The organism is Caldimonas tepidiphila (assembly GCF_003569765.1).
Taxonomy (GTDB): domain Bacteria; phylum Pseudomonadota; class Gammaproteobacteria; order Burkholderiales; family Burkholderiaceae_C; genus Caldimonas; species Caldimonas tepidiphila.
Window position 1 is genome coordinate 1 of record NZ_QXMG01000033.1, and the last position, 17,911, is coordinate 17,911.

14 protein-coding genes and 1 pseudogene are annotated in these 17,911 nt (G+C 71.8%); 5 read left to right on the forward strand and 10 right to left on the reverse strand.

What is annotated here, in order from left to right; all coding sequences use genetic code 11:
• Nucleotides 1–36 precede the first annotated feature (36 nt).
• The 4 genes and pseudogenes from D3A59_RS17155 to D3A59_RS17170 form a co-directional block, all read right to left on the reverse strand.
• Nucleotides 37–534, reverse strand: a complete 498-nt coding sequence (locus D3A59_RS17155; protein WP_157991571.1) for a hypothetical protein — start codon at nucleotides 532–534, stop codon at nucleotides 37–39.
• Nucleotides 531–2,252: a site-specific integrase gene (locus tag D3A59_RS17160; protein WP_157991572.1), complete on the reverse strand. Its 1,722-nt coding sequence runs from the start codon at nucleotides 2,250–2,252 to the stop codon at nucleotides 531–533. Before D3A59_RS17160 ends, D3A59_RS17155 begins: the two co-directional genes overlap by 4 nt.
• The gene (locus D3A59_RS17165; protein WP_119156469.1) at nucleotides 2,245–3,516 is read right to left on the reverse strand and encodes a site-specific integrase; all 1,272 of its coding nucleotides are present in this window, start codon (nucleotides 3,514–3,516) and stop codon (nucleotides 2,245–2,247) included. The genes D3A59_RS17160 and D3A59_RS17165 overlap by 8 nt, the downstream gene beginning before the upstream one ends.
• Nucleotides 3,517–3,886: 370 nt before the next feature.
• Nucleotides 3,887–4,132 (reverse strand): annotated as a pseudogene (locus D3A59_RS17170) (hypothetical protein); the annotation flags it as partial.
• Here D3A59_RS17170 and D3A59_RS17175 point away from each other — a divergent pair.
• Nucleotides 4,126–5,808, forward strand: coding sequence for an MBL fold metallo-hydrolase (locus D3A59_RS17175; RefSeq protein WP_119156473.1), 1,683 nt, complete (start codon nucleotides 4,126–4,128; stop codon nucleotides 5,806–5,808). The pseudogene D3A59_RS17170 and the gene D3A59_RS17175 sit on opposite strands and share 7 nt — an antisense overlap.
• Before the next feature lie 39 nt (nucleotides 5,809–5,847).
• Here the strand turns inward: D3A59_RS17175 and D3A59_RS17180 are convergent, their stop codons facing one another.
• A complete protein-coding gene (locus D3A59_RS17180; RefSeq protein WP_119156475.1) occupies nucleotides 5,848–6,546 on the reverse strand; it encodes a MarC family protein in 699 nt (232 codons plus the stop codon).
• 380 nt (nucleotides 6,547–6,926) lie between these two features.
• Between D3A59_RS17180 and D3A59_RS17185 the strand changes: the two genes are divergently transcribed.
• Nucleotides 6,927–9,257: an ATP-dependent DNA helicase gene (locus D3A59_RS17185; RefSeq protein WP_119156477.1), complete on the forward strand. Its 2,331-nt coding sequence runs from the start codon at nucleotides 6,927–6,929 to the stop codon at nucleotides 9,255–9,257.
• Here the strand turns inward: D3A59_RS17185 and D3A59_RS17190 are convergent.
• The 4 genes from D3A59_RS17190 to D3A59_RS17205 all read right to left on the reverse strand — a co-directional run bounded on the left by D3A59_RS17190 (nucleotide 9,232) and on the right by D3A59_RS17205 (nucleotide 13,172).
• Nucleotides 9,232–10,176 (reverse strand): YihY/virulence factor BrkB family protein, encoded by a 945-nt coding sequence (locus D3A59_RS17190; protein ID WP_119156479.1) that lies wholly within the window; start codon nucleotides 10,174–10,176, stop codon nucleotides 9,232–9,234. The genes D3A59_RS17185 and D3A59_RS17190 overlap by 26 nt on opposite strands.
• Nucleotides 10,177–10,261: 85 nt before the next feature.
• Nucleotides 10,262–11,200, reverse strand: a complete 939-nt coding sequence (locus D3A59_RS17195) for a pseudouridine synthase (RefSeq protein WP_119156481.1) — start codon at nucleotides 11,198–11,200, stop codon at nucleotides 10,262–10,264.
• A complete protein-coding gene (trhO, locus tag D3A59_RS17200; RefSeq protein ID WP_119156482.1) occupies nucleotides 11,197–12,081 on the reverse strand; it encodes an oxygen-dependent tRNA uridine(34) hydroxylase TrhO in 885 nt (294 codons plus the stop codon). Before trhO ends, D3A59_RS17195 begins: the two co-directional genes overlap by 4 nt.
• A gap of 293 nt (nucleotides 12,082–12,374) precedes the next feature.
• Nucleotides 12,375–13,172 (reverse strand): DUF2325 domain-containing protein, encoded by a 798-nt coding sequence (locus D3A59_RS17205; protein ID WP_240636100.1) that lies wholly within the window; start codon nucleotides 13,170–13,172, stop codon nucleotides 12,375–12,377.
• 270 nt (nucleotides 13,173–13,442) lie between these two features.
• Here D3A59_RS17205 and bfr point away from each other — a divergent pair, with 270 nt between their 5' ends.
• On the forward strand, nucleotides 13,443–13,910 hold the full coding sequence (gene bfr, locus D3A59_RS17210) for a bacterioferritin (protein ID WP_119156552.1): 468 nt from the start codon (nucleotides 13,443–13,445) through the stop codon (nucleotides 13,908–13,910).
• A 96-nt stretch (nucleotides 13,911–14,006) separates the two neighbouring features.
• On the opposite strand, the gene D3A59_RS17215 is transcribed toward bfr, so the two are convergent.
• The gene (locus D3A59_RS17215) at nucleotides 14,007–14,459 is read right to left on the reverse strand and encodes a fasciclin domain-containing protein (protein WP_119156554.1); all 453 of its coding nucleotides are present in this window, start codon (nucleotides 14,457–14,459) and stop codon (nucleotides 14,007–14,009) included.
• Nucleotides 14,460–14,616: 157 nt separating this feature from the next.
• On the opposite strand from D3A59_RS17215, the gene D3A59_RS17220 reads away from it, so the two are divergent.
• Together D3A59_RS17220 and D3A59_RS17225 are read left to right on the forward strand one after the other, a co-directional pair.
• Nucleotides 14,617–15,561, forward strand: a complete 945-nt coding sequence (locus D3A59_RS17220; RefSeq protein ID WP_119156484.1) for a MerR family transcriptional regulator — start codon at nucleotides 14,617–14,619, stop codon at nucleotides 15,559–15,561.
• A gap of 165 nt (nucleotides 15,562–15,726) precedes the next feature.
• Nucleotides 15,727–17,811: an AsmA family protein gene (locus D3A59_RS17225; RefSeq protein ID WP_157991574.1), complete on the forward strand. Its 2,085-nt coding sequence runs from the start codon at nucleotides 15,727–15,729 to the stop codon at nucleotides 17,809–17,811.
• Nucleotides 17,812–17,911: the final 100 nt, after the last annotated feature.

Below are 17,911 nucleotides of genomic sequence, written 5' to 3' on the forward strand. Positions count from 1 at the left end.
AACTCCGCCCGGGGTCAGGGGAAGCTCCCCCTCAATTCATTTGTGCAACAGAGCCCGGTGGAGGAGCGCAATCGTGGCCTCGTAGCTGCTGGGCGCGAGAGCCCCTGGCACAAGCTCCAGAACCTTCGGGAAGCGCGTCAACGAGGCCGCGCTAATCCCGTTGCGGCTGCACACGGCGATAACCGATTTGGCCTTTGTGACGTGACTCCGAAGCGTAGTCCCCTTGCCAGCACCCCTGGGGCCCCAGGCGAGCCAGGTCACCACCAGCCTCAGCAGGTCGGCGTTCTCGCGGTCGAGGCCCTCGCCCCGGCCCGCCTTCTCACCGTCGCCGAAGTTCAGTTGGAACGGCCTCCCCTCCCAGGGCGAGAGATCCCAGATGGGATCGCCCCAGCGGGTGACGATGGCACCTTCTTTGTCGATGACCACGGGCCAGTCGCGGGGAGGCGGCCATGACGGCGGCCGGTAGTTCGGCAATGCTGGCGAAGTGGTGGCACTGCCGACCTTGAGGGTTAACTCCTGCAGGTTGAGTTTCATTCGGATTGTCCTTCCATGGCCTCGATCAGGTGGCTCCACTGGTCGGAGTACGCGCTCTCTTCAATGCGGGCCAGCGCTTCATCGACCCAGCCTCGGCGCTGGGCGTTTGAATCCCGGAACCAGGCCAGCTTCTCGCTCAGCCGCTGGATCGCGTGATCGGCAGGGTGGGTGGCCCCGCGTTCCTTCACCGGTGGGCAGTACCTGCTTAGCTCCAGTGTCTTCAGATGGCGGAAGCTGGCCACAGACCACACGTAGTCCTGAGAGTCAATGTCCCGGTGGTGCTCGCACCAGAGGCAGCCAGACGGGGTCCTGCAGTCCGGCTTGGGCGCAGATTCAGGCTTTGCTGACGACGCGACTGGAGTGCCGTTGCACGATCCGGGTGCCACCGCGAGCGACGGCTTCTTGCGGGCAAGCGTGGGGTCGTGGGCGCTCCAGAACCGGATGAGTTCGACCACTGCGACCTGCTGCGAAGGGCGCTCATAGACGTCCAGCAGGGTCTGCTTGTGATGCTGGGCCATCTCGGCCGTCAGGTCCGGGTCACGGCTGCGCCGCAGCAGCCAGTTCACCCGGGTGCCGCGCAGCACGCTGGCGGGCACCCATCGAACACCTGCCTGCTTGCAGGCGTTCTTGACATTGCGGAAATCGAGCTGCTTGCACTCGCGCGCACCTCGCCTGAGGAACGGGAAGAGCAGCTCCGACTCCGAGAAGAGTTCCCTGCGCCACGCGAGGTAACGCTCGAAATGGCCCCGGTACTCGCTGTAGATCTCGAACAGCACTTCGCCGCCGCGCCTGTTCTTGTGGTCACGGACCTTGTACCCGTCGATGTCACTGGAGTAGCTGAAGTGGCACAACTGAAGTTGCTGGGCATTCGCTAGGTTCATGCCGGTCTGACCGATGAACATGCACAGCTCCGCCTCGATCCGCAGGTTGACGCGCGCCCGGCGCATCCGATGATTCATCGTGCGGTCGTTTTCGTACGCAAGCATCTTTTTAGCTGACGCGTGTACCTTGCTGGGAACCCGCTCCGAATTGGGTTTCGATAGGGGTCGTCCGCCTCCCCAAAGGGAAATCTCGCCGCCGCCCTGCAGGGGGATTCGCGCCACCAAGGGACCCCAGATCACGCCGAGAGGGAGCCCGTCGCAGATGTCCGCGAGCAGGTGGCCAAACGCAAAGGTTTCCTGCAGGTTCTGCTTGTCCGCCTTGGCGCCCTGGGGGGTCTTTCGCCCCTTCGGCCTTCTGATCCGCGTCAGTTCGACCATCGGCGTTGCGCGGCCCAACACCCCATCCAGAACCCCACCGACCGCCATCACCAGGCCGTAGGCAGAGCGCATCTTCAGTTCCTTCGCCTTGACACGACGAAGAAGATGCTCGGACCATTCAAGATAGGAGCCCAGCACGGTAGAGGTGCTCAGCGTGGCCCCAGAGGCGTCCGCCCACTTGAAGAAGTCCCTGATGCGTCTAACCTCGCCGCGAAGCGTCTGAGCGCGGCCTCCGCCAGCGAACTTCCCGGAGAGGTTTTCATGGATCAGGTGAACCAGCTCGATCCGCTCAGGCAGAACCTGTCCTAGCAACCCCTCGCGAATCGCCTGATCTGCCTGAGCCGGCCGAGCGCCCGCGCCGCCCTTGTAGAGCAGACGCCTGAGGTCGGGCACCGTCTCATTCTTGCCGAGAGGAAGGCCCGGAAACGTCCGGGGACGATGCAGCAGGTCGTCATGCACGATACTGGCTCCAGTCGCGTTTCACCACACCTGAGAAGACAGCGCTGAACTCTCTGGCGATCTCCATCTTCACAGGCGCCTCCCGATGGAAGCGAACGTACAGGAAAGTGGTCCTCTCGTCCTTGTGCAGCATCGCGGCCTTCACGAAGGCCACTGCCGCTTTCACGTCCGCAACCCTCAATGCCACTTCCATCAGCCATGTGCCAAAGGTGGCCCGCGTATGGTGGAACTTGAAACTCTCTATGAAGCGCAGCCCGGCCTTGACCGTAGACCGCCGAAGGTCGGTCATTAGGCGGTTGAACGATTCGGACTCGTAAGGATTGCCCCTGACGGTGAGGAACAGCAGCCCTCGGTCCTCCTTGTCCGCCTTGTCCTTTCGCCGCAGCCTTCGCATGTCGTTGGAAGCGGTGTACTCCTTGAGTTCCTCGATGAGGTCCTTCGGCACCAACAGCTCGCCATCCACGTCGAACTTGGTCTTCACGCCCACTTCAGGGCCGACGCGCAGCCGGTAGCTGTCAGGCGTCTGCACATCGGGGTACGCGTTCTCAATGTCCGTGACACGAAGGCTTGTGATGGTCTCGATGCGCGCTCCGGTTAGTACCCCGAGCGACAGCATCAGGTAAAGCTCCTTCTGGCCCCGATCCTTGACGTACGTGAGCAGCCGGACCGCGTCCTCGTTCCTGAGAGGCGTGAGGCCGTCCTCCAGACGCAGCCCCTCCCGACGCCTGTTCGGGATGGAGAGTTCGGATTTGATGCGCATGAGAGACCGCTCGAAGCCGACCGTGTCGTAGTAGCGAACGACCACCTGGCGGTCCTTCCACATCGGCGCTTTCGGGCGGACGAACCCGTAGGTCTGGGCGTGACGGTAGAACTGAATCACAGCGGCCATCCGCTCTTTCGCGGTGGACGACGCAAGGCTCCCCCTGTTCCGCTGCTCAATCAGATGCCCACGGAACAGCACGATCGCGCGGTGCTTGTTGATCATCGGGAAATGCCGCCAGTCCAGCTCCACGGACTCCAGCCACGACGCGTAGGCGGCGAGATGCTTCATCAACGCCGTGACGGTCTTGATGTGGCCGCCGAGCGTGCTCGTGGCCTTGGTAAGAGCCCAGTGGTTCGCTTCAACCCAGGGCTCTCCACTGTCCCAGAAGATCTGTGGCAGATCGTCGAGGCGGCGGCCTAGCTTGTCAGGTTCCCAGCGAACGCTGCCACCCTCAACGACTGCACGCATGGGCGTGTACTTGATGAGTTCGAGGTTAGCCATGGAGCACGCTTCCGCAGTGGTGCGCGCGCCCGCCGTGGACGGACTCGACTGCCCACCGACTCGTCCCTCGCCCGTGGACAGCCCGGCTGCGCCGGGTACTCTCGCCGCCCACCGCTCCCCGACACTGGCGCGCCAACGGTGGACAACCGGCCCGCCCACAGGCACTCGTTCCTCGGCCTGTGGACGGCCGCCGCAAGCGGCGGTTCCAGCCGGTTGCCCACGCGCCGGCTTGCCCCACCATCAATGTGAAAAATGTTCGGGGTAAACCACCCCCCACTCGGTTCATCATCACGCCTCCCGCGACTGTCCATGTTCATGTCCATGGAGTCTGCTCTCGCGGGTGGCCTGTCCACACCGCCTACTCGTGGGTGTCGAAGAAGTCCTTCATCAGCCCCGCCATCGAGCCCAGGTTCTCCGGCGTCGCGAACAGGTAGCTGTCGGCGTCGAGCAGGTCGGCGGGCTGCGCGTCGGCGGCATGCAGCAGCCGCGTGCGCACCGCCGCCTCGGTCGCGGCGCCGTCCGCGGCGGCGCGCGCCATCTGCAGGCTGCCGCCGGTCATCGAGTGGTGGACGACGAGTAGCGTTTTCACGGGCCGAGCACAATCGGGCAATGACATCGAACGAGCATTCTCCCCCGGCCGCCGCGCCCGCGGCCCTGCCACGGCCCGCATCGACCCTGGTGCTGCTGCGCGACGGCGCGCAGGGCGTCGAGGTCCTGCTGCTGCGCCGCGCCGAGCGCGCGGGCGACCGCAGCAGCGGCGCCTGGGTCTTCCCCGGCGGCACGCTCGACGCGGCCGACCGCGGCTGGTCCGCCGCCGAGGCCGGGCTCGACGACGCCGCGGCGAGCGCGCGGCTCGGCGTCGAGTCGGGCGGGCTGGCCTACTGCGTCGCCGCGATCCGCGAGTGCCTCGAGGAGTGCGGTGTGCTGCTCGCCGCCCCCGTCGCGGGCGCCGGTGCGGTGCCGGCCGGCACCGTCGCGGCGCTGCAGGCGGCGCTGCGCCGCGGCGAGGCCGACCTGCGCACGCTGTGCCGGCAGTCCGGTCTGCGCCTCGATGCGCCGGGGCTCGCCTACCACAGCCACTGGCTCACGCCGCCGGGGCTGCCGCGGCGCTTCGACACGCGCTTCTTCGTCGCGGCGATGCCGCCGGGGCAGCAGGCGGCGCCGGACGGCGCCGAGATGCTGGAGCACGTGTGGCTGCGGCCGGCCGACGCGCTCGAGCGCGCCGACGCGATGCGCCTGCCCAACCCGACGCGGCGCACGCTGGAGGCGATCGCCGGCTTCGTCAGCGTCGAGACGGGCCTCGCCCAGGTGCGCGCGCTGCGCGAGATCCGGCTGACGATGCCGCGCATGGCCGACGGCCCGCGCGGCCCGCGCCCGGTGCATCCGGACGAGCCGTGCTACGCCGAGATCGCGCGCATCGACCCGCAGGGCCGGGGCCACGCGCGCTACGCGCTCGAGCCGGGGCGCGTGGTGCGGCTGTCGCAGCGGGTGTGGCGCGTCACCGCGCCGAACGGCAGCGCGATGACCGGGCCCGGCACCAACACCTACCTGCTGGCCGCCGGCCCCGGGCAGGACTGCGCGGTGATCGATCCCGGCCCCGCCGACGAGGCGCACGTGGAAGCGATCCTGGCGGCAGCGCCGGGGCCGGTGCGCCGCATCTTCGTCACGCACACGCACCGCGACCATTCGCCGGCGGCGCAGTCGCTGAAGGCCCGCACCGGGGCCGAGCTGCTCGGCATGGCGGCGCTGCACGAGGAGTGGCAGGACCTCGGCTTCGTGCCGGAGCGGCCGTTGCGCCACGGCGACCGGGTGCCGCTCGGGGAGGGCGCGACGCTGCGCGTGCTGCACACGCCGGGCCACGCGGCCAACCACCTGTGCTACCTGCTGGAGGAGGAGCGCACGCTCTTCACCGGCGACCACGTGATGCAGGGCTCGACGGTGGTCATCAGCCCGCCCGACGGCGACATGGGCGCCTATCTGGCGTCGCTCGAGGCGCTGCTCGGCGAGGCGCTGGATTGGCTCGCGCCCGGCCACGGCTTCCTGATCGCCGAGCCCGAGCGCGCGCTGCGCCGGCTGATCCGGCATCGCCGCACCCGCGAGGCCAAGGTGCTGCGCGTGCTGGAGGAGCTCGGCGGCGGCGCGCTCGACGCGCTGCTGCCGCGCGTCTACGACGACGTGCCGCCGGCGCTGCACCCGGTGGCGCGGCGCTCGCTCGCGGCGCACCTGCTGTGGCTCGAGGCGCAGGGGCGGGCGCTGCAGCGCGGACCGGACTGGTTCGCGGCACGAGGCTGAAGGGGGCGCGCGACCGGTACAGCGCTGCGGCGGCGCCCTTCAGCGTTGCGACGCGGCCAGCACCTCGCGCAGCAACTGGCTCGCGCCGTCCCAGACGATCTGCACGCCGATGCACAGCAGGATGAAGGACGACAGCCGCAGGAAGACGATGGCCCCGGCCTCGCCGAGCGGCTTCAGCATCTTCCGGGCATAGCGGAAGGCGATGTACATCACCACGCCGGTCACCAGCAGGCCGGCGACCGCGCCGGCCATGCGCGCCAGCAGGATGCCGGGGCTGGCGTCGTGGAGCCAGACGCCGACCGTGATCGCCGCCGCGATCGAGCCCGGCCCGCAGCTGATCGGGAAGGTCAGCGGGTAGAAGGCCTGGCGTTGCGCCTGCTCGGGGGTGAAGGCGCCGGCCAGCTCGGTGTGCGTCGCCACCGTCTCGCTCGTTGCCGTCACCATCCTCCAGGCCGTGGCGGCGACGATCAGCCCGCCGCCGACGCGCACGATCGGCAGCGAGATGCCGAAGAAGTCCAGCACATAGGAGCCGACCAGCATCGAGCCCAGCATCAGCACGAACATGTTGCGGGCGATGCGCCGCGCCAGCAGCGCGCGGGTGGCGTCGTCCGCGCCCTCGGTCATCGCCAGGAAGACGGGCGCCGTGGCGGCGGGATTCAGGATCGGCAGGATCGCCGCCAGCACGAACAGGAAGCTCCTGCCTAAGGCGAACGCCAGCGTCGCTGCGTCGATGCTCATGGCGACTCGCGCGGGCTGCGGCGCTGGTGGCACCCGGCCCGCCCGCGCCGGGGCGCCGGGCCCGGGACGGGGGCTGCGGCAGCCCGCCCGGTCGAGCCGCCCCCGGCCGGTCCGCCCGGGATCGAGTTGCCGCACATACTGGGTCCTTTCGCTTGCTGCAGGGCCTCGCGACCAGCAACCGGTGTTCCCCGGCGCGTGGGGCGGCACCGCTCCCCGCGTTCGTCCCCGGACACCGGGCAGGGGACTCGTCCCGAAGGGGGCGTGCGCGCAACGCTTTCCTGCGCAGTGCGCCACGGCTCGCGGCGGTGTCCCGGCCGCTGCGCGGTGCGGGCTCCGCGACAATCGGGGCACCCCATTTCCGCCGGCCTGCGGTGTCCGCCATGAAGTACCTCGTCGCCGTCCGCGCGCTGTGCGAGTTCACCGCCAGGACGGGCGACCTCGACCTGCGCTTCACCCCCTCGCCGACCGCGCAGGAAGGCATCGCCGGCCACGCGGCGGTCGCGGCGCGGCGCGGCGCCGGCTACCAGGCCGAGCTGAGCCTCGCCGGCGAGTACAAGGCGCTGACGGTGCGCGGCCGCGCCGACGGCTACGACGCGGCCCGGAACCGGCTCGACGAGGTCAAGACCCATCGGGGCGACCTCGCCACGCTGCCGGACAACCATCGTGCGCTGCACTGGGCGCAGGCCCGGGTCTACGGCTGGCTGCTGTGCGAGAAGCTGGGCCTCGCGGAGCTGCAGCTGGCGCTGGTCTACTACGACGTCGGCACGCAGAAGGAGACCGTCCTCGAGGAGCGGCACGAGGCGGCCGCGCTGCGTGCCTTCGCCGAGGCGCTGTGCGAGCGATTCCTGGCCTGGGCCGAACGGGAGCTGGCGCACCGCGAGGCGCGCGACGCGGCGCTCGCGGCGCTGCGCTTCCCGCACGCGGAGTTCCGTCCCGGGCAGCGCCAGCTCGCCGAGGCCGTCTACAACGCCGCGCGCAGCGGCCGCTGCCTGATGGCGCAGGCGCCCACCGGCATCGGCAAGACCGTCGGCACCGTGTTCCCGCTGCTCAAGGCCTGCCCCGGGCAGGCGATCGACCGCGTCTTCTTCCTCACCGCGAAGGGCCCGGGGCGGCGGCTCGCGCTCGACGCGCTGGCGCTGCTGCGCGGCGGGGGGCAGGGGGACGCGCCGGCTGCGATGCCGCTGCGGGTGCTGGAGCTCGTCGCGCGCGAGCAGGCCTGCGAGCACCCGGAGCTGGCCTGCCACGGTGAGTCCTGCCCGCTCGCGCGCGGCTTCTACGACCGCCTGCCCGGCGCGCGCCTCGCGGCGCTCGACGGCCGGCTGCTCGACCGCGAGTCGCTGCGCGCGGTGGCGCTCGAGCACGAGGTCTGCCCCTACTACCTCGGGCAGGAGCTGGCGCGCTGGTGCGACGTCGCGGTCGGCGACTACAACCACTACTTCGACCTCAACGCGCTGCTGCACGGCCTCGCGCAGGCCGACGGGCGGCGCGTCGCGCTGCTGGTGGACGAGGCGCACAACCTGGTCGAGCGCGCCCGGCGCATGTACTCGGCCGAGCTCGACCAGTCGGTGCTTGCGCGGCTGCGCCGCTCGGCGCCCGCGGCGCTGAAGTCGCCGCTGGAGCGGCTCAACCGCTGCTGGAATGCGCTCAACCGCGAACAGGCCGAGGACTACCGGGCGTACGAGGAGCCGCCCGCGAAGCTCGCCGGCGCGCTGCAGCAGGCGAGCGCGGCGATCGCGGAGCACCTTGCCGAGCATCCCGCCGGCCTCGACAGCGAGCTGCTCGCCTTCCATTTCGACGCGCTGCACTTCGCGCGCGTGCTCGAGCTCTTCGGCGCGCACTCGCTGTTCGAGCTGGCGCGCGACGCGGCGCCGGCCGAGGGTGCGCGGGGCCGTCGCGGCTCGCGGCTGGGGCTGCGCAACGTCGTGCCGGCGCCCTTCATCGCGCCGCGCTTCGCCGCCGCGCACACCGCCACGCTGTTCTCCGCGACGCTCGTGCCGCGGCACTTCCATGCCGACCTGCTCGGCCTGCCCGAGGACACGGCCTGGGTGGACGTCGATTCGCCCTTCGGGGCGGAGCAGCTGCGCGTGCACGTCGTCGCCGACGTCTCGACGCGCTGGCAGCACCGCGAGGCCTCGCTCGCGCCGATCGTGGCGCTGATGGCGCGGCAGTACGCGGCGCAGCCCGGCAACTACCTCGCCTTCTTCAGCAGCTTCGACTACCTCGAGCGCGCCGCGGCGCTGTTCGCCGAGCGCCATCCGGGGATCCCGATGTGGCAGCAGTCGCGCGGCATGGACCCCGCGCAGCGCGAGGCCTTCCTCGCGCGCTTCGCGGAAGGCGGGCGGGGCATCGGTTTCGCGGTGCTCGGCGGCGCCTTCGGCGAGGGCATCGACCTGCCCGGCGAGCGGCTGATCGGCGCCTTCGTCGCGACGCTCGGGCTGCCGCCGCTGAACCCCGTCAACGAGCAGATCAAGGCGCGCATGCAGGCGGCCTTCGGTGCCGGTCACGACTACACCTATCTCTACCCGGGACTGCAGAAGGTGGTGCAGGCCGCCGGCCGCGTGATCCGCACGCCCGAGGACCGCGGCGTCGTCTACCTGATCGATGACCGCTTCGCGCAGGCGCGCGTGCGGCGCCTGCTGCCCGGCTGGTGGCACATCGGGCCGCTCGTGCGAGTGCGCGCGCTGCTCAGCGGGGACGACGCAGCGGCGTGACCGGGGCGCGGGGCGGGGGGCCGTCCGGCCGGCCCGGGACGCCCTGCCGCTCGCGCTGGCCCTCGACCTTCTCGCCCTTTTCCTTGCCCTGCGGCGCGTGGTGCTCGACGAGCGCGTTGATCTCCGAGCCGAGCAGCAGCACCAGGCCCGCGATGTAGAGCCACATCATCAGCACCACCACCGCGCCGAGGCTGCCGTAGGTGGCGCTGTAGTCCTCGAAGTTGGCGGTGTAGAACTGGAAGCCGAGCGAGGCGAGGATGAGCAGCAGCACGCTCAGCAGGCTGCCCGGCGTGATGAAGGCGAAGTCCTGCTTGACGTTGGGGCCCCAGTAGTAGATCAGCGCGAAGCCCAGCAGCAGCGCGAGCACGATCATCACCCAGCGGAACACCACGAAGAAGGTCAGCAGCGTCTGGCTGAAGCCGAAGCGGTTGCCGATCCAGTCCTGCATCATGCCGCCCGCCACGATCAGCGAGAAGGCGCCGATCACCAGCACGCCGAACAGGATGCTCAGCCCGAGCGCGGTGAGGCGCGCGCGGATGAAGCTGCGCGCCTCCTCCACGTCGTAGGTCTTGTTGAGCTGCTGCATGATCGCGTACATGCCCGCCGACGCCGCCCACAGCGTCGCGAGCAATCCGAAGGACAGCAGCCCGCCGCGCGGCTTGCTCGTGATCTCGGACACCACGCCCGAGAACATTTCCGCGGCGTTCGCGGGCAAGGCCTGTCCCAGCAGGTCCATGATCGCCCGGTCGACGTTCGGGATCGGCAGGTAGGGCAGCAGCGCCATGACGAAGATCATGGCCGGGAAGATCGCGAGCGTGAGCCAGAAGCCCAGCGTCGCCGCGCCGTTGAAGACGTCGTCCTCGTTGATCTCGTCGTAGAGCTCGCGCAGGAAGCGGCTCAGCGGGATTCCGTAGACCATGTCGGCTCCTCCTCACGCAATTGGGGGCGGGCGCGGGACTGCGCTTCCACCGCCAAGCAAGCGCCGTTCCCCCGAGGGTACGGCGTCAATACGCCGTGCCGCCGAGGCGCAGTCGGCGCCGGCTCTCGAAGCGGCGGGCCTCGCCGGTCACAGGGTCCGTGAAGGCGATCTCGCGCGCCAGCAGCTGCAGCGGGCGGTCGTAGTCGGGTTCGGCGCCCGGCGCGATCGCGGGCTGCAATTCCGGGTAGATCGTGTCGCCGACGATCGGGATGCCGAGCGCCGCCAGGTGCGCACGCAGCTGGTGTTTGCGGCCGGTGTGCGGCCGCAGCCGGTAGTGCGCCAGCTCGCCGTGGCGCGCGATCAGCTCGATGCCTGTCTCGGCGTTCGGCTCGCCCGGCACCTCGCGCATCTGCATGAAGGACTCGCCCTCGCACTCCTCGAGCCGGCTGCGGTGCAGTGCCGGCAGCGCGAGGTCATCGCGCCACGGCGCGAGCGCCTCGTAGACCTTGCGCACCTGCCGGTCGCGGAACAGCGCCTGGTAGCGGTGGCGCGTCTCGGGCCGGATGCTGAACAGCACCACGCCTGCGGTCTCGCGGTCGAGCCGGTGCATCGGCACCAGGGTTTCGATGCCGAGCTGCCGCTTCAGCCGCACCAGCAGCGTCTCCTGCAGCCAACGGCCCTTGGGCGTCATCGGCAGGAAGTGCGGCTTGTCAGCGGCGACGAGCCACTCGTCGCGGAACAGCACCTCGGCCTCGAAGGGGATGCGCGGCTGGGGCGGCAGCTGCCGCCAGTACCACAGCCGCGCGTGCGGCGTGCAGGGCGCGTCGGCCGCGAGCGGCCGGCCCTGCGCGTCGAGCACCTCGCCGCGCGCGAGCCGCTCGCGCCAGTCCGACTCGGGCACCAGCGGCAGCCGCTCCGCAAGGAAGGCCAGCACGTTCGGCCAGGCGCGCGAGGGCATCACGACGCAGCTCGCGCTGACGCCGTCGCGCATCGGCGGCGCCCAGTCGGGCTTCGGCCGCGTCATCGCGCGCTGCCGTCGCCGCCCGCCGCGCCGGCGTCGAGGCGCAGCGCGCGCTCCAGCCGCCAGGCCTCGTCCGGCCGCGCCGGGTCGTAGACCTCGGCCGCGGTGGTCGGCGTCTCGCGCAGCCGCGCGTCGAGCGCGATGCGGTTGTCGAACACGAAGCACTCGCCGAGCCAGTCGCGGTCGGCGTCGGGCAGGGTCTGGCAGTAGTTCAGGATGCCGCCGTCGAGCTGCAGGACCTCGAGGCCGAGTTCCTGCCGCATCCAGCCCGCGGTCTTCTCGCAGCGGATGCCGCCGGTGCAGTACATCGCAACGCGCTGCCCGGCCGCCTTCCAGGCCGGCGCATGCGCGCGCGCGTAGTCCGCGAACTCCCGAAAGCTCCCCACGCCCGGGTCGATCGCGCCGCGGAAGCGCCCGAGCCGGTACTCGAAGCTGTTGCGGTTGTCGATCACCACCACGTCGTCCTGCATGAGCAGCTCGCGCCAGGCCTGCGGGCCGAGCCGGCCGGCGTCCTCGCGCTGCGGCTCGGGGCCGGACGCGCCGTCGACGCCGAAGGCGACGATCTCCGGCTTCAGGCGCAGCGCCATCTGGGCGTAGGGGCGCGTCGTGCAGGCGCTGCGCTTGAACACGATGCGTGCGAAGGCGCCGCCGAAAGCCGGGTCGCCGATGAGTGCCGCCTCGAAGGTCTCCACCGCCTCCGGGGCGCCGGCCACCGCGCCGCTGATGCCCTCCGCGGCCACGATGATGCTGCCCTCCAGCTCCCGGGTGAGCACGCGCAGCGCGTCGAGCACCGCGCGCGGCGAGGCGAGCGGCACGAACTCGTAGAAGGCGCTGTGCAGCAAGCCGGGCGTTCCAGGGGCGGCGGGGGCAGGGCGGGCGGACATGGGGCGCGATTGTCGCGCAGGGGGGATGACCCGTGCGGCGGGGACGGCAGCCGGCCGGAACCTGCTCGACGACTGGATCGTGGTGGACCGGGTGAGCCACAGGAAGCCCGGCAAGCAGCGCCCGCGGGTGTTCGGCATCGGGAAGCCGCTCGACACCCGCTACCGCGACATCTTCGCTCAGACCGTGGCGACGGCCGCGCCGCCAGCGCGCGGGCCGCTCACCGCGAGGAGCGGACCCGGGCTCGCGCTGTCCCCGCGGTGGCCCGGCTGCGGATGCGGCAGCGGCAGCCGCCTCAGGGCACGGCTCGGTGCACCGGCACCGCGTGCAGCCCCTGCGCGAGGCTCGCGGCGCCGGCGGTGTCGACCAGCACGCAGCGCTTGCCGTGGCGGCGGCAGTGGTCCTCGACGCGCCAGAAGGCGTCGTGGCTCAGGCAGCCCGTCTGGCAGATGACGAGATCGGCGGCGGCGAGGCTGGTCTCGAGTTGCGTCGCCGGCCCGGCGTCTGCGCCGTCGTGGTGGAGGAAGCGCCCGCCGGTGCATTCGACGAGGCGCCGGCAGGCCGGCAGCGCCGCGGCCCCGGTGCCGACCCACAGCACCGCCTTGTCGCGCAGCGAGCCGAGCGCGCCGTGGGGTGGCAGCGGCTCGCCGTTGTGCGGCTGCGCCGGGCCCGGGGTTCCGCCCGCCTCGGGCCGGGACCCGAGCGCCTGGCGGCGCCAGTGGGCCAGCTCCCGCTCCAGCTCGGCGATCCGCGCGTGCGGGTCGTCCGCGGGACGCGGGGACGCGCAGGACGCGAGAGCGGGGAAGCCGGCCAGTGCGTCGCGCAGCACCGCGACCAGCGTGTCGCGCACGATCAGCTCGCCGCGCAGCCGCACCAACTGCGCCTCCTGCTCCGCGATGCAGGCCGCGCCCGCGGTGATCGCGCGCGAGCAGCGCTGCTGCGCGGCCGCGAGCTCGCGCAGCAGCACGCCGTGCTCCCTCACCAGCTCGGCGTGGCGCTGCAGCTCGACGCGCCGCGCCGCCTCCTGCTCCTGCCAGCGCCGCCGGCGGCGGCCCGCCATCCCGACGCCCAGCGGCCAGTCCTTGTCGCCCATCTCCGCCTCTCCTCCCACCGGGGGACGCGGGAGCACCGGCCCCCGCGCGATTGTCCTTGGAGCGCCACTGTATTGAGAATAATTCTCGTTTGCAAGCCCGACGCTGCGCGCACGCACCGGCCGGATGGGCGGGGAGGGCAGGCGATCGCCCATCGGAGGTCGGGCCGGGGTGGCGGCGTCGTCCCGCTGCTGGGTCAGAGCGCGTCAGTACCGGTCCGGCGGGATTGAGGCAAGATCGGCCGTTTCCACGATCAAGAAATGGTCTTCCGCATGCAAGGAAACCCCGCCGTCCTCGCCGCCCTCGACGCGCTGCTCGCCAACGAGCTGGCCGCGCGTGACCAGTACTTCATCCATTCGCGCATGCTGTCGGAGTGGGGGCTGCACCGGGTGGCGGCGCGCATCGCCCACGAGATGGAGGACGAGACCGCCCACGCCGACGCGCTGATCCGGCGCATCCTGATGCTGGGCGGCACGCCGCGGATGAGGCCGGCGGAGCTGAACGTGGGGGCGGACGTGCCCGGGATCTTCCGCAACGACCTCGCGGTGGAGCTGGCGGTCGTGGATGACCTGCGCGAGGTGATCGCGCTGTGCGAGGGCGAGCGCGACTACGTCACGCGCGGGCTGCTGCTGCCGATGCTCGAGGACACCGAGCAGGACCATGCGCACTGGCTGGAGCAGCAGCTGCGCCTGATCGACCTCGTGGGGCTGCCCAACTACCTGCAGAGCCAGATGGGTTGAGGGGCGGGGGCGTCCGGGGCCCGCCCGGCGCTCTCCCGCCGGAGGCCCGGCGCCGGCCGGGCAGGCGCCGCGGCCGCGCACGTGCCCCGCCTTGCCTCACTTGGGCATCAGCACCCGGTCGATGACGTGGATGACGCCATTGCTGGCGACGATGTCGGTCTTCACCACCTTGGCCTGGTCGACCGAGACGCCGCCCTGCGTGCTGACCGTCAGCGCCTTGCCCTGAACCGTGGGGACCGAGCCGGCCTTCACGTCCTTGGCCAGCACCTTCGACGGCACGACGTGGTAGGTGAGCACCTGGGTGAGCTTGGCCTTGTCCTTCAGCAGCGCGTCGAGCTGCTCCTTCGGGACCTTGGCGAAGGCCTCGTCGCTCGGGGCGAAGACCGTGAACGGCCCGGGGCCCTTGAGCGTGTTCACGAGGTCCGCCTGCTTGACGGCAGCCACCAGCGTCTGGAACGTGCCCGCCGATACGGCGGTGTCGACGATGTCCGCAGCCTGCGCGGCGAAGGAGCCGAAGGTCAGGGCGGTAGCGAGCAGGATCTTTCTCATCAGCAACTCCATCAGGTTCCATCGGTTCGGAAGGTGGCGCGCCCGACCCGCGGAAGGAGGTGCGGTGGAAGCACTGCCACGGCCCTGTTTGTCTAGGACAAAACAGGTGCTGATGGGAATGCTAGACGCAAATCGCCTCGTGATCAACAATTTGTCCATGACAAAAGAAGTGAACTTGCGCGAGTTGTCCATCGCCGACGTCGAGCGCGACACCGGGCTGGGCAAGGACACGCTGCGCGTGTGGGAGCGGCGCTACGGCTTCCCGCAGCCCGGGCGCGATGCGCTGGGCGAACGCAGCTACGCCCCGGCGCAGGTGGAGAAGCTGCGCGTGATCAAGCGCCTGATGGACGCCGGCCACCGGCCCGGGCAGCTGGTGTCGCGCAGCCTGGCGGAGCTGCAGGAGCTCGCCGGCGCGACCCCCGCCCCGGCGCCGTCGCCCGCCGGGGTCCGGCGCAAGGGCGGGCGCGACGGCGAGGCGGACGAGCTGCTCGCGCTGCTCGGGCGCGCTGACGCGCCGGCGCTGCGCCACACGCTGCTGGGCGCGCGCAACCGCCTCGGGCTGCGCGACTTCGTCATCGAGTTCGTCGCGCCGCTCGCCACCCGGGTCGGCGAGGCCTGGATGAGGGGGGAGCTGCGCATCTACGAGGAGCACCTGTTCACCGAGTGCGTGCAGGCCGTGCTGCACGAGGCCCTCCTCGGCCTGCCCCCGGGCCGGGGAAGTCCGCGGGTGCTGCTCGCCACGATGCCGGGCGAGCCCCACGGTCTGGGCCTGCTGATGGCGCAGGCCCTGCTCGCGCTGGAGGGCGCCGAGTGCCTGTCGCTGGGCGTGCAGGTGCCGCTGGACGACATCGCCGCTGCGGCGGCGGCCTGGCGGGCCGACATCGTCGCGCTGAGCGTCACGGGCTGCATGAAGCGCAACCTGGTGCTGGCGAGCCTCGCGCAGCTGCGGGAGCAGTTGCCCGGCGGGGTTGCGCTGTGGGTGGGCGGCGGCGCACCGGCGCTGGGCCGGCGTGCGCCCGAGGGGCTGGTGCGGGTGGCCGCGCTTGCGGCGATCGGCGAGGCGCTGTCGCGCTGGCGCGAGCGACCCGACTTCCCGGCATGACGCGGCGGCCGGCTCGCGCCCGCGCCGCGAGGTCCCGGGGCGCGGGATCCGCCGGCGCCGTCGCAAGGCATGCCGTTTGCAGGAGTCCTTGCATCACCTGATGCCCGCAGCGCCTGCGCTCCGTCCGGGACGCGCCCTCCGGGTCTCGCCGAGGAAGGTGCATCGATGGTCGCGAAATTCTCCGAGGCGCCGCGCTGGCTGCGCTGGACGCTGGGCGCGCTGGGGGCGCTGCTGCTCGTGCTCCTGCTGTGCGAGGCCCTGGGCTGGCGTTTCGCGGGCGGTCCGATCGAGCGCATGCTGCAGCGGCAACTGCAGCGCGAGGTCAGCCTGAAGGAGGGCTTCCGGATGCACCTGCTCGGGCCGATCCGGCTGAAGACCGATCTGCTGCGCATCGGGCCCCCCGCCTGGGCGGAGGGCGAGCAGGCGCGCCCGCTGGTGGAGGCCCGCTCGCTGAATGCGCGGCTGCCCTGGTCCACGCTGTTCGCGGCCCGGCGCGGGGGCGAGCCGCTGCACGTCTCCGCCTTCGAGGTCGACACCCTCGAGGCGCTGCTGCACCGCACCGCCGACGGCCGCGCGAACTGGCAGTTCGGCCCCTCCGATCCTGCCGACAAGAAGGCTTCCGAGCTCGAGCTGCCCGTGTTCGACCGCCTGACGGTGCGCGACGGGCGCGTCACCGTGCTGGACCAGCCGCTGAAGCTCGCGGCGGACGCCCGCATCCGCACCCACGAGGGGCGGGACGTGCAGGCCGGCAGCGAGGGCGCCGGCCTGCGCATCGACGCCGAGGGCCGCTACCGGGGCGAACCGCTCTTCCTGCGCCTGGCCAGCAGCGGCGCGCTGGCGCTGATGGCGAAGGGCGAGGGCGTGGAGCCGGTGCCGGTGCGCATCGAGGCCGGGGTGGGCGAGACGCGCTTCGACTTCGATGGCCGCGTGCGCGAGGCGCTGCGCCTGACCGGCTTCGACGGCCGCGTGAGCTTCTCGGGGCCGACGCTGGGCGACGCCGGCAGCCTGTTCGGCGTGACGCTGCCGAGCACCGCGAAGTTCGACGGCGCGGGCCGCCTGCAGCACGAGGGCCAGGTCTGGCGGCTCGCTGTGGAGCGGCTCACGGTGGGCGGCAGCCGCCTCGCGGGCGACTTCGCCTTCGATGTCGGGCCCGAGACGCCCCTGCTCCAGGGCGAGCTGCGCGGCGAGCGGCTGGTGCTCGCGGATCTCGCCCCCGCGTTCGGTGCCGGGACCGGCGGCAAGTCCGAGCCCCGCCGCGGCGGGCGCGTGCTGCCGGACCGCGAGTTCGACCTGCCCGCGCTCAAGGCGATGAACGCCGAGGTGAAGGTGGACCTGAAGGAGGTCCGCCTCGGCGACGTGTTCGCGCAGCAGATCCGGCCGCTGCAAGGGGTGATCGGGCTGCGCGGCGCCGTGCTGAGCGTGGACCGGCTGGTGGCGCGCACCGCCGACGGCGAGCTCGGCGGCCGCCTCGTGCTGGACGCGAGCGAGCGGACGGCGCAATGGCGGGCCCAGCTGCGCTGGGCCGGCATCCGGCTCGAACGCTGGCTCAGCCCCCGCAACCCGACCGACGAGCGCGCCCGCACCGGCCAGCCGCCGCCCTCCTACGTCAGCGGCGTGCTCAGCGGCCGCGCCGACCTCAGGGGCCGGGGCCGCTCCGCCGCGGAGCTGCTCGGCTCGCTCGACGGGGAGGCGACGACCTGGGTGCAGAACGGCCGCATCTCGCACCTGGTGATGGAAGGCGCGGGACTGGACCTGGCCCAGGCGCTCGGCGTGGTGATCAAGGGCGACCAGCCGCTGGCGATGAACTGCGCCGTCACCCGCATCGAGGCGAAGGACGGCCGGCTGCGTCCCGACGTGGCGGTGATCGACACCGCCGACACGACCGTGCTGGTCGACGGCGCCGTGTCGCTGCGCGAGGAACGGCTGAACCTGACGCTTCGCGCACGCCCCAAGGACTTCAGCCCGCTGACGCTGCGTGCGCCGGTGCACGTGCAGGGCAGCTTCAGCGAGCCGCAGGTGCGCCTCGACACGGCGGCGATCGGCGGCAAGGCCGCGGCCGCCGCCGCGCTGGCCGCCCTCGTGTCGCCGCTGGCGGCGGTCCTCCCCTTCATCGACCCGGGCACCGGCGACGAGCCGGGTTGCAGGCAGGCGGTGGCCAAGCTCGGCGGCGCCGGACAGGTCGAGGCGGCGCGCGAGGTCAAGCAGGAGGCCGAGCGCGACGCCTCCGGTACGCCGGCCAAGGGCCGTTGACGAGGCGTCGCAGGCTCGGACCAGGCGGCCCCCGTCCGGCCAGCCCTCGCAGCGCTGAAGGCACGCACGCGCCGCTCCCGCCGCGAGGCTTCCTGCCTCC

Excerpts from the sequence above, each read along its gene's own strand:
- D3A59_RS17220 (WP_119156484.1), top strand. The coding sequence starts at position 14,617 with ATGACAAAAGAAGTGAACTTGCGCGAGTTGTCCATCGCCGACGTCGAG.
- D3A59_RS17190 (WP_119156479.1), bottom strand. The coding sequence starts at position 10,176 with ATGGTCTACGGAATCCCGCTGAGCCGCTTCCTGCGCGAGCTCTACGAC.
- D3A59_RS17205 (WP_240636100.1), bottom strand. The coding sequence starts at position 13,172 with ATGGGCGACAAGGACTGGCCGCTGGGCGTCGGGATGGCGGGCCGCCGC.
- D3A59_RS17155 (WP_157991571.1), bottom strand. The coding sequence starts at position 534 with ATGAAACTCAACCTGCAGGAGTTAACCCTCAAGGTCGGCAGTGCCACC.
- D3A59_RS17175 (WP_119156473.1), top strand. The coding sequence starts at position 4,126 with ATGACATCGAACGAGCATTCTCCCCCGGCCGCCGCGCCCGCGGCCCTG.
- D3A59_RS17195 (WP_119156481.1), bottom strand. The coding sequence starts at position 11,200 with ATGACGCGGCCGAAGCCCGACTGGGCGCCGCCGATGCGCGACGGCGTC.
- D3A59_RS17165 (WP_119156469.1), bottom strand. The coding sequence starts at position 3,516 with ATGGCTAACCTCGAACTCATCAAGTACACGCCCATGCGTGCAGTCGTT.
- D3A59_RS17225 (WP_157991574.1), top strand. The coding sequence starts at position 15,727 with ATGGTCGCGAAATTCTCCGAGGCGCCGCGCTGGCTGCGCTGGACGCTG.
- D3A59_RS17215 (WP_119156554.1), bottom strand. The coding sequence starts at position 14,459 with ATGAGAAAGATCCTGCTCGCTACCGCCCTGACCTTCGGCTCCTTCGCC.
- bfr (WP_119156552.1), top strand. The coding sequence starts at position 13,443 with ATGCAAGGAAACCCCGCCGTCCTCGCCGCCCTCGACGCGCTGCTCGCC.
- D3A59_RS17185 (WP_119156477.1), top strand. The coding sequence starts at position 6,927 with ATGAAGTACCTCGTCGCCGTCCGCGCGCTGTGCGAGTTCACCGCCAGG.
- trhO (WP_119156482.1), bottom strand. The coding sequence starts at position 12,081 with ATGTCCGCCCGCCCTGCCCCCGCCGCCCCTGGAACGCCCGGCTTGCTG.
- D3A59_RS17180 (WP_119156475.1), bottom strand. The coding sequence starts at position 6,546 with ATGAGCATCGACGCAGCGACGCTGGCGTTCGCCTTAGGCAGGAGCTTC.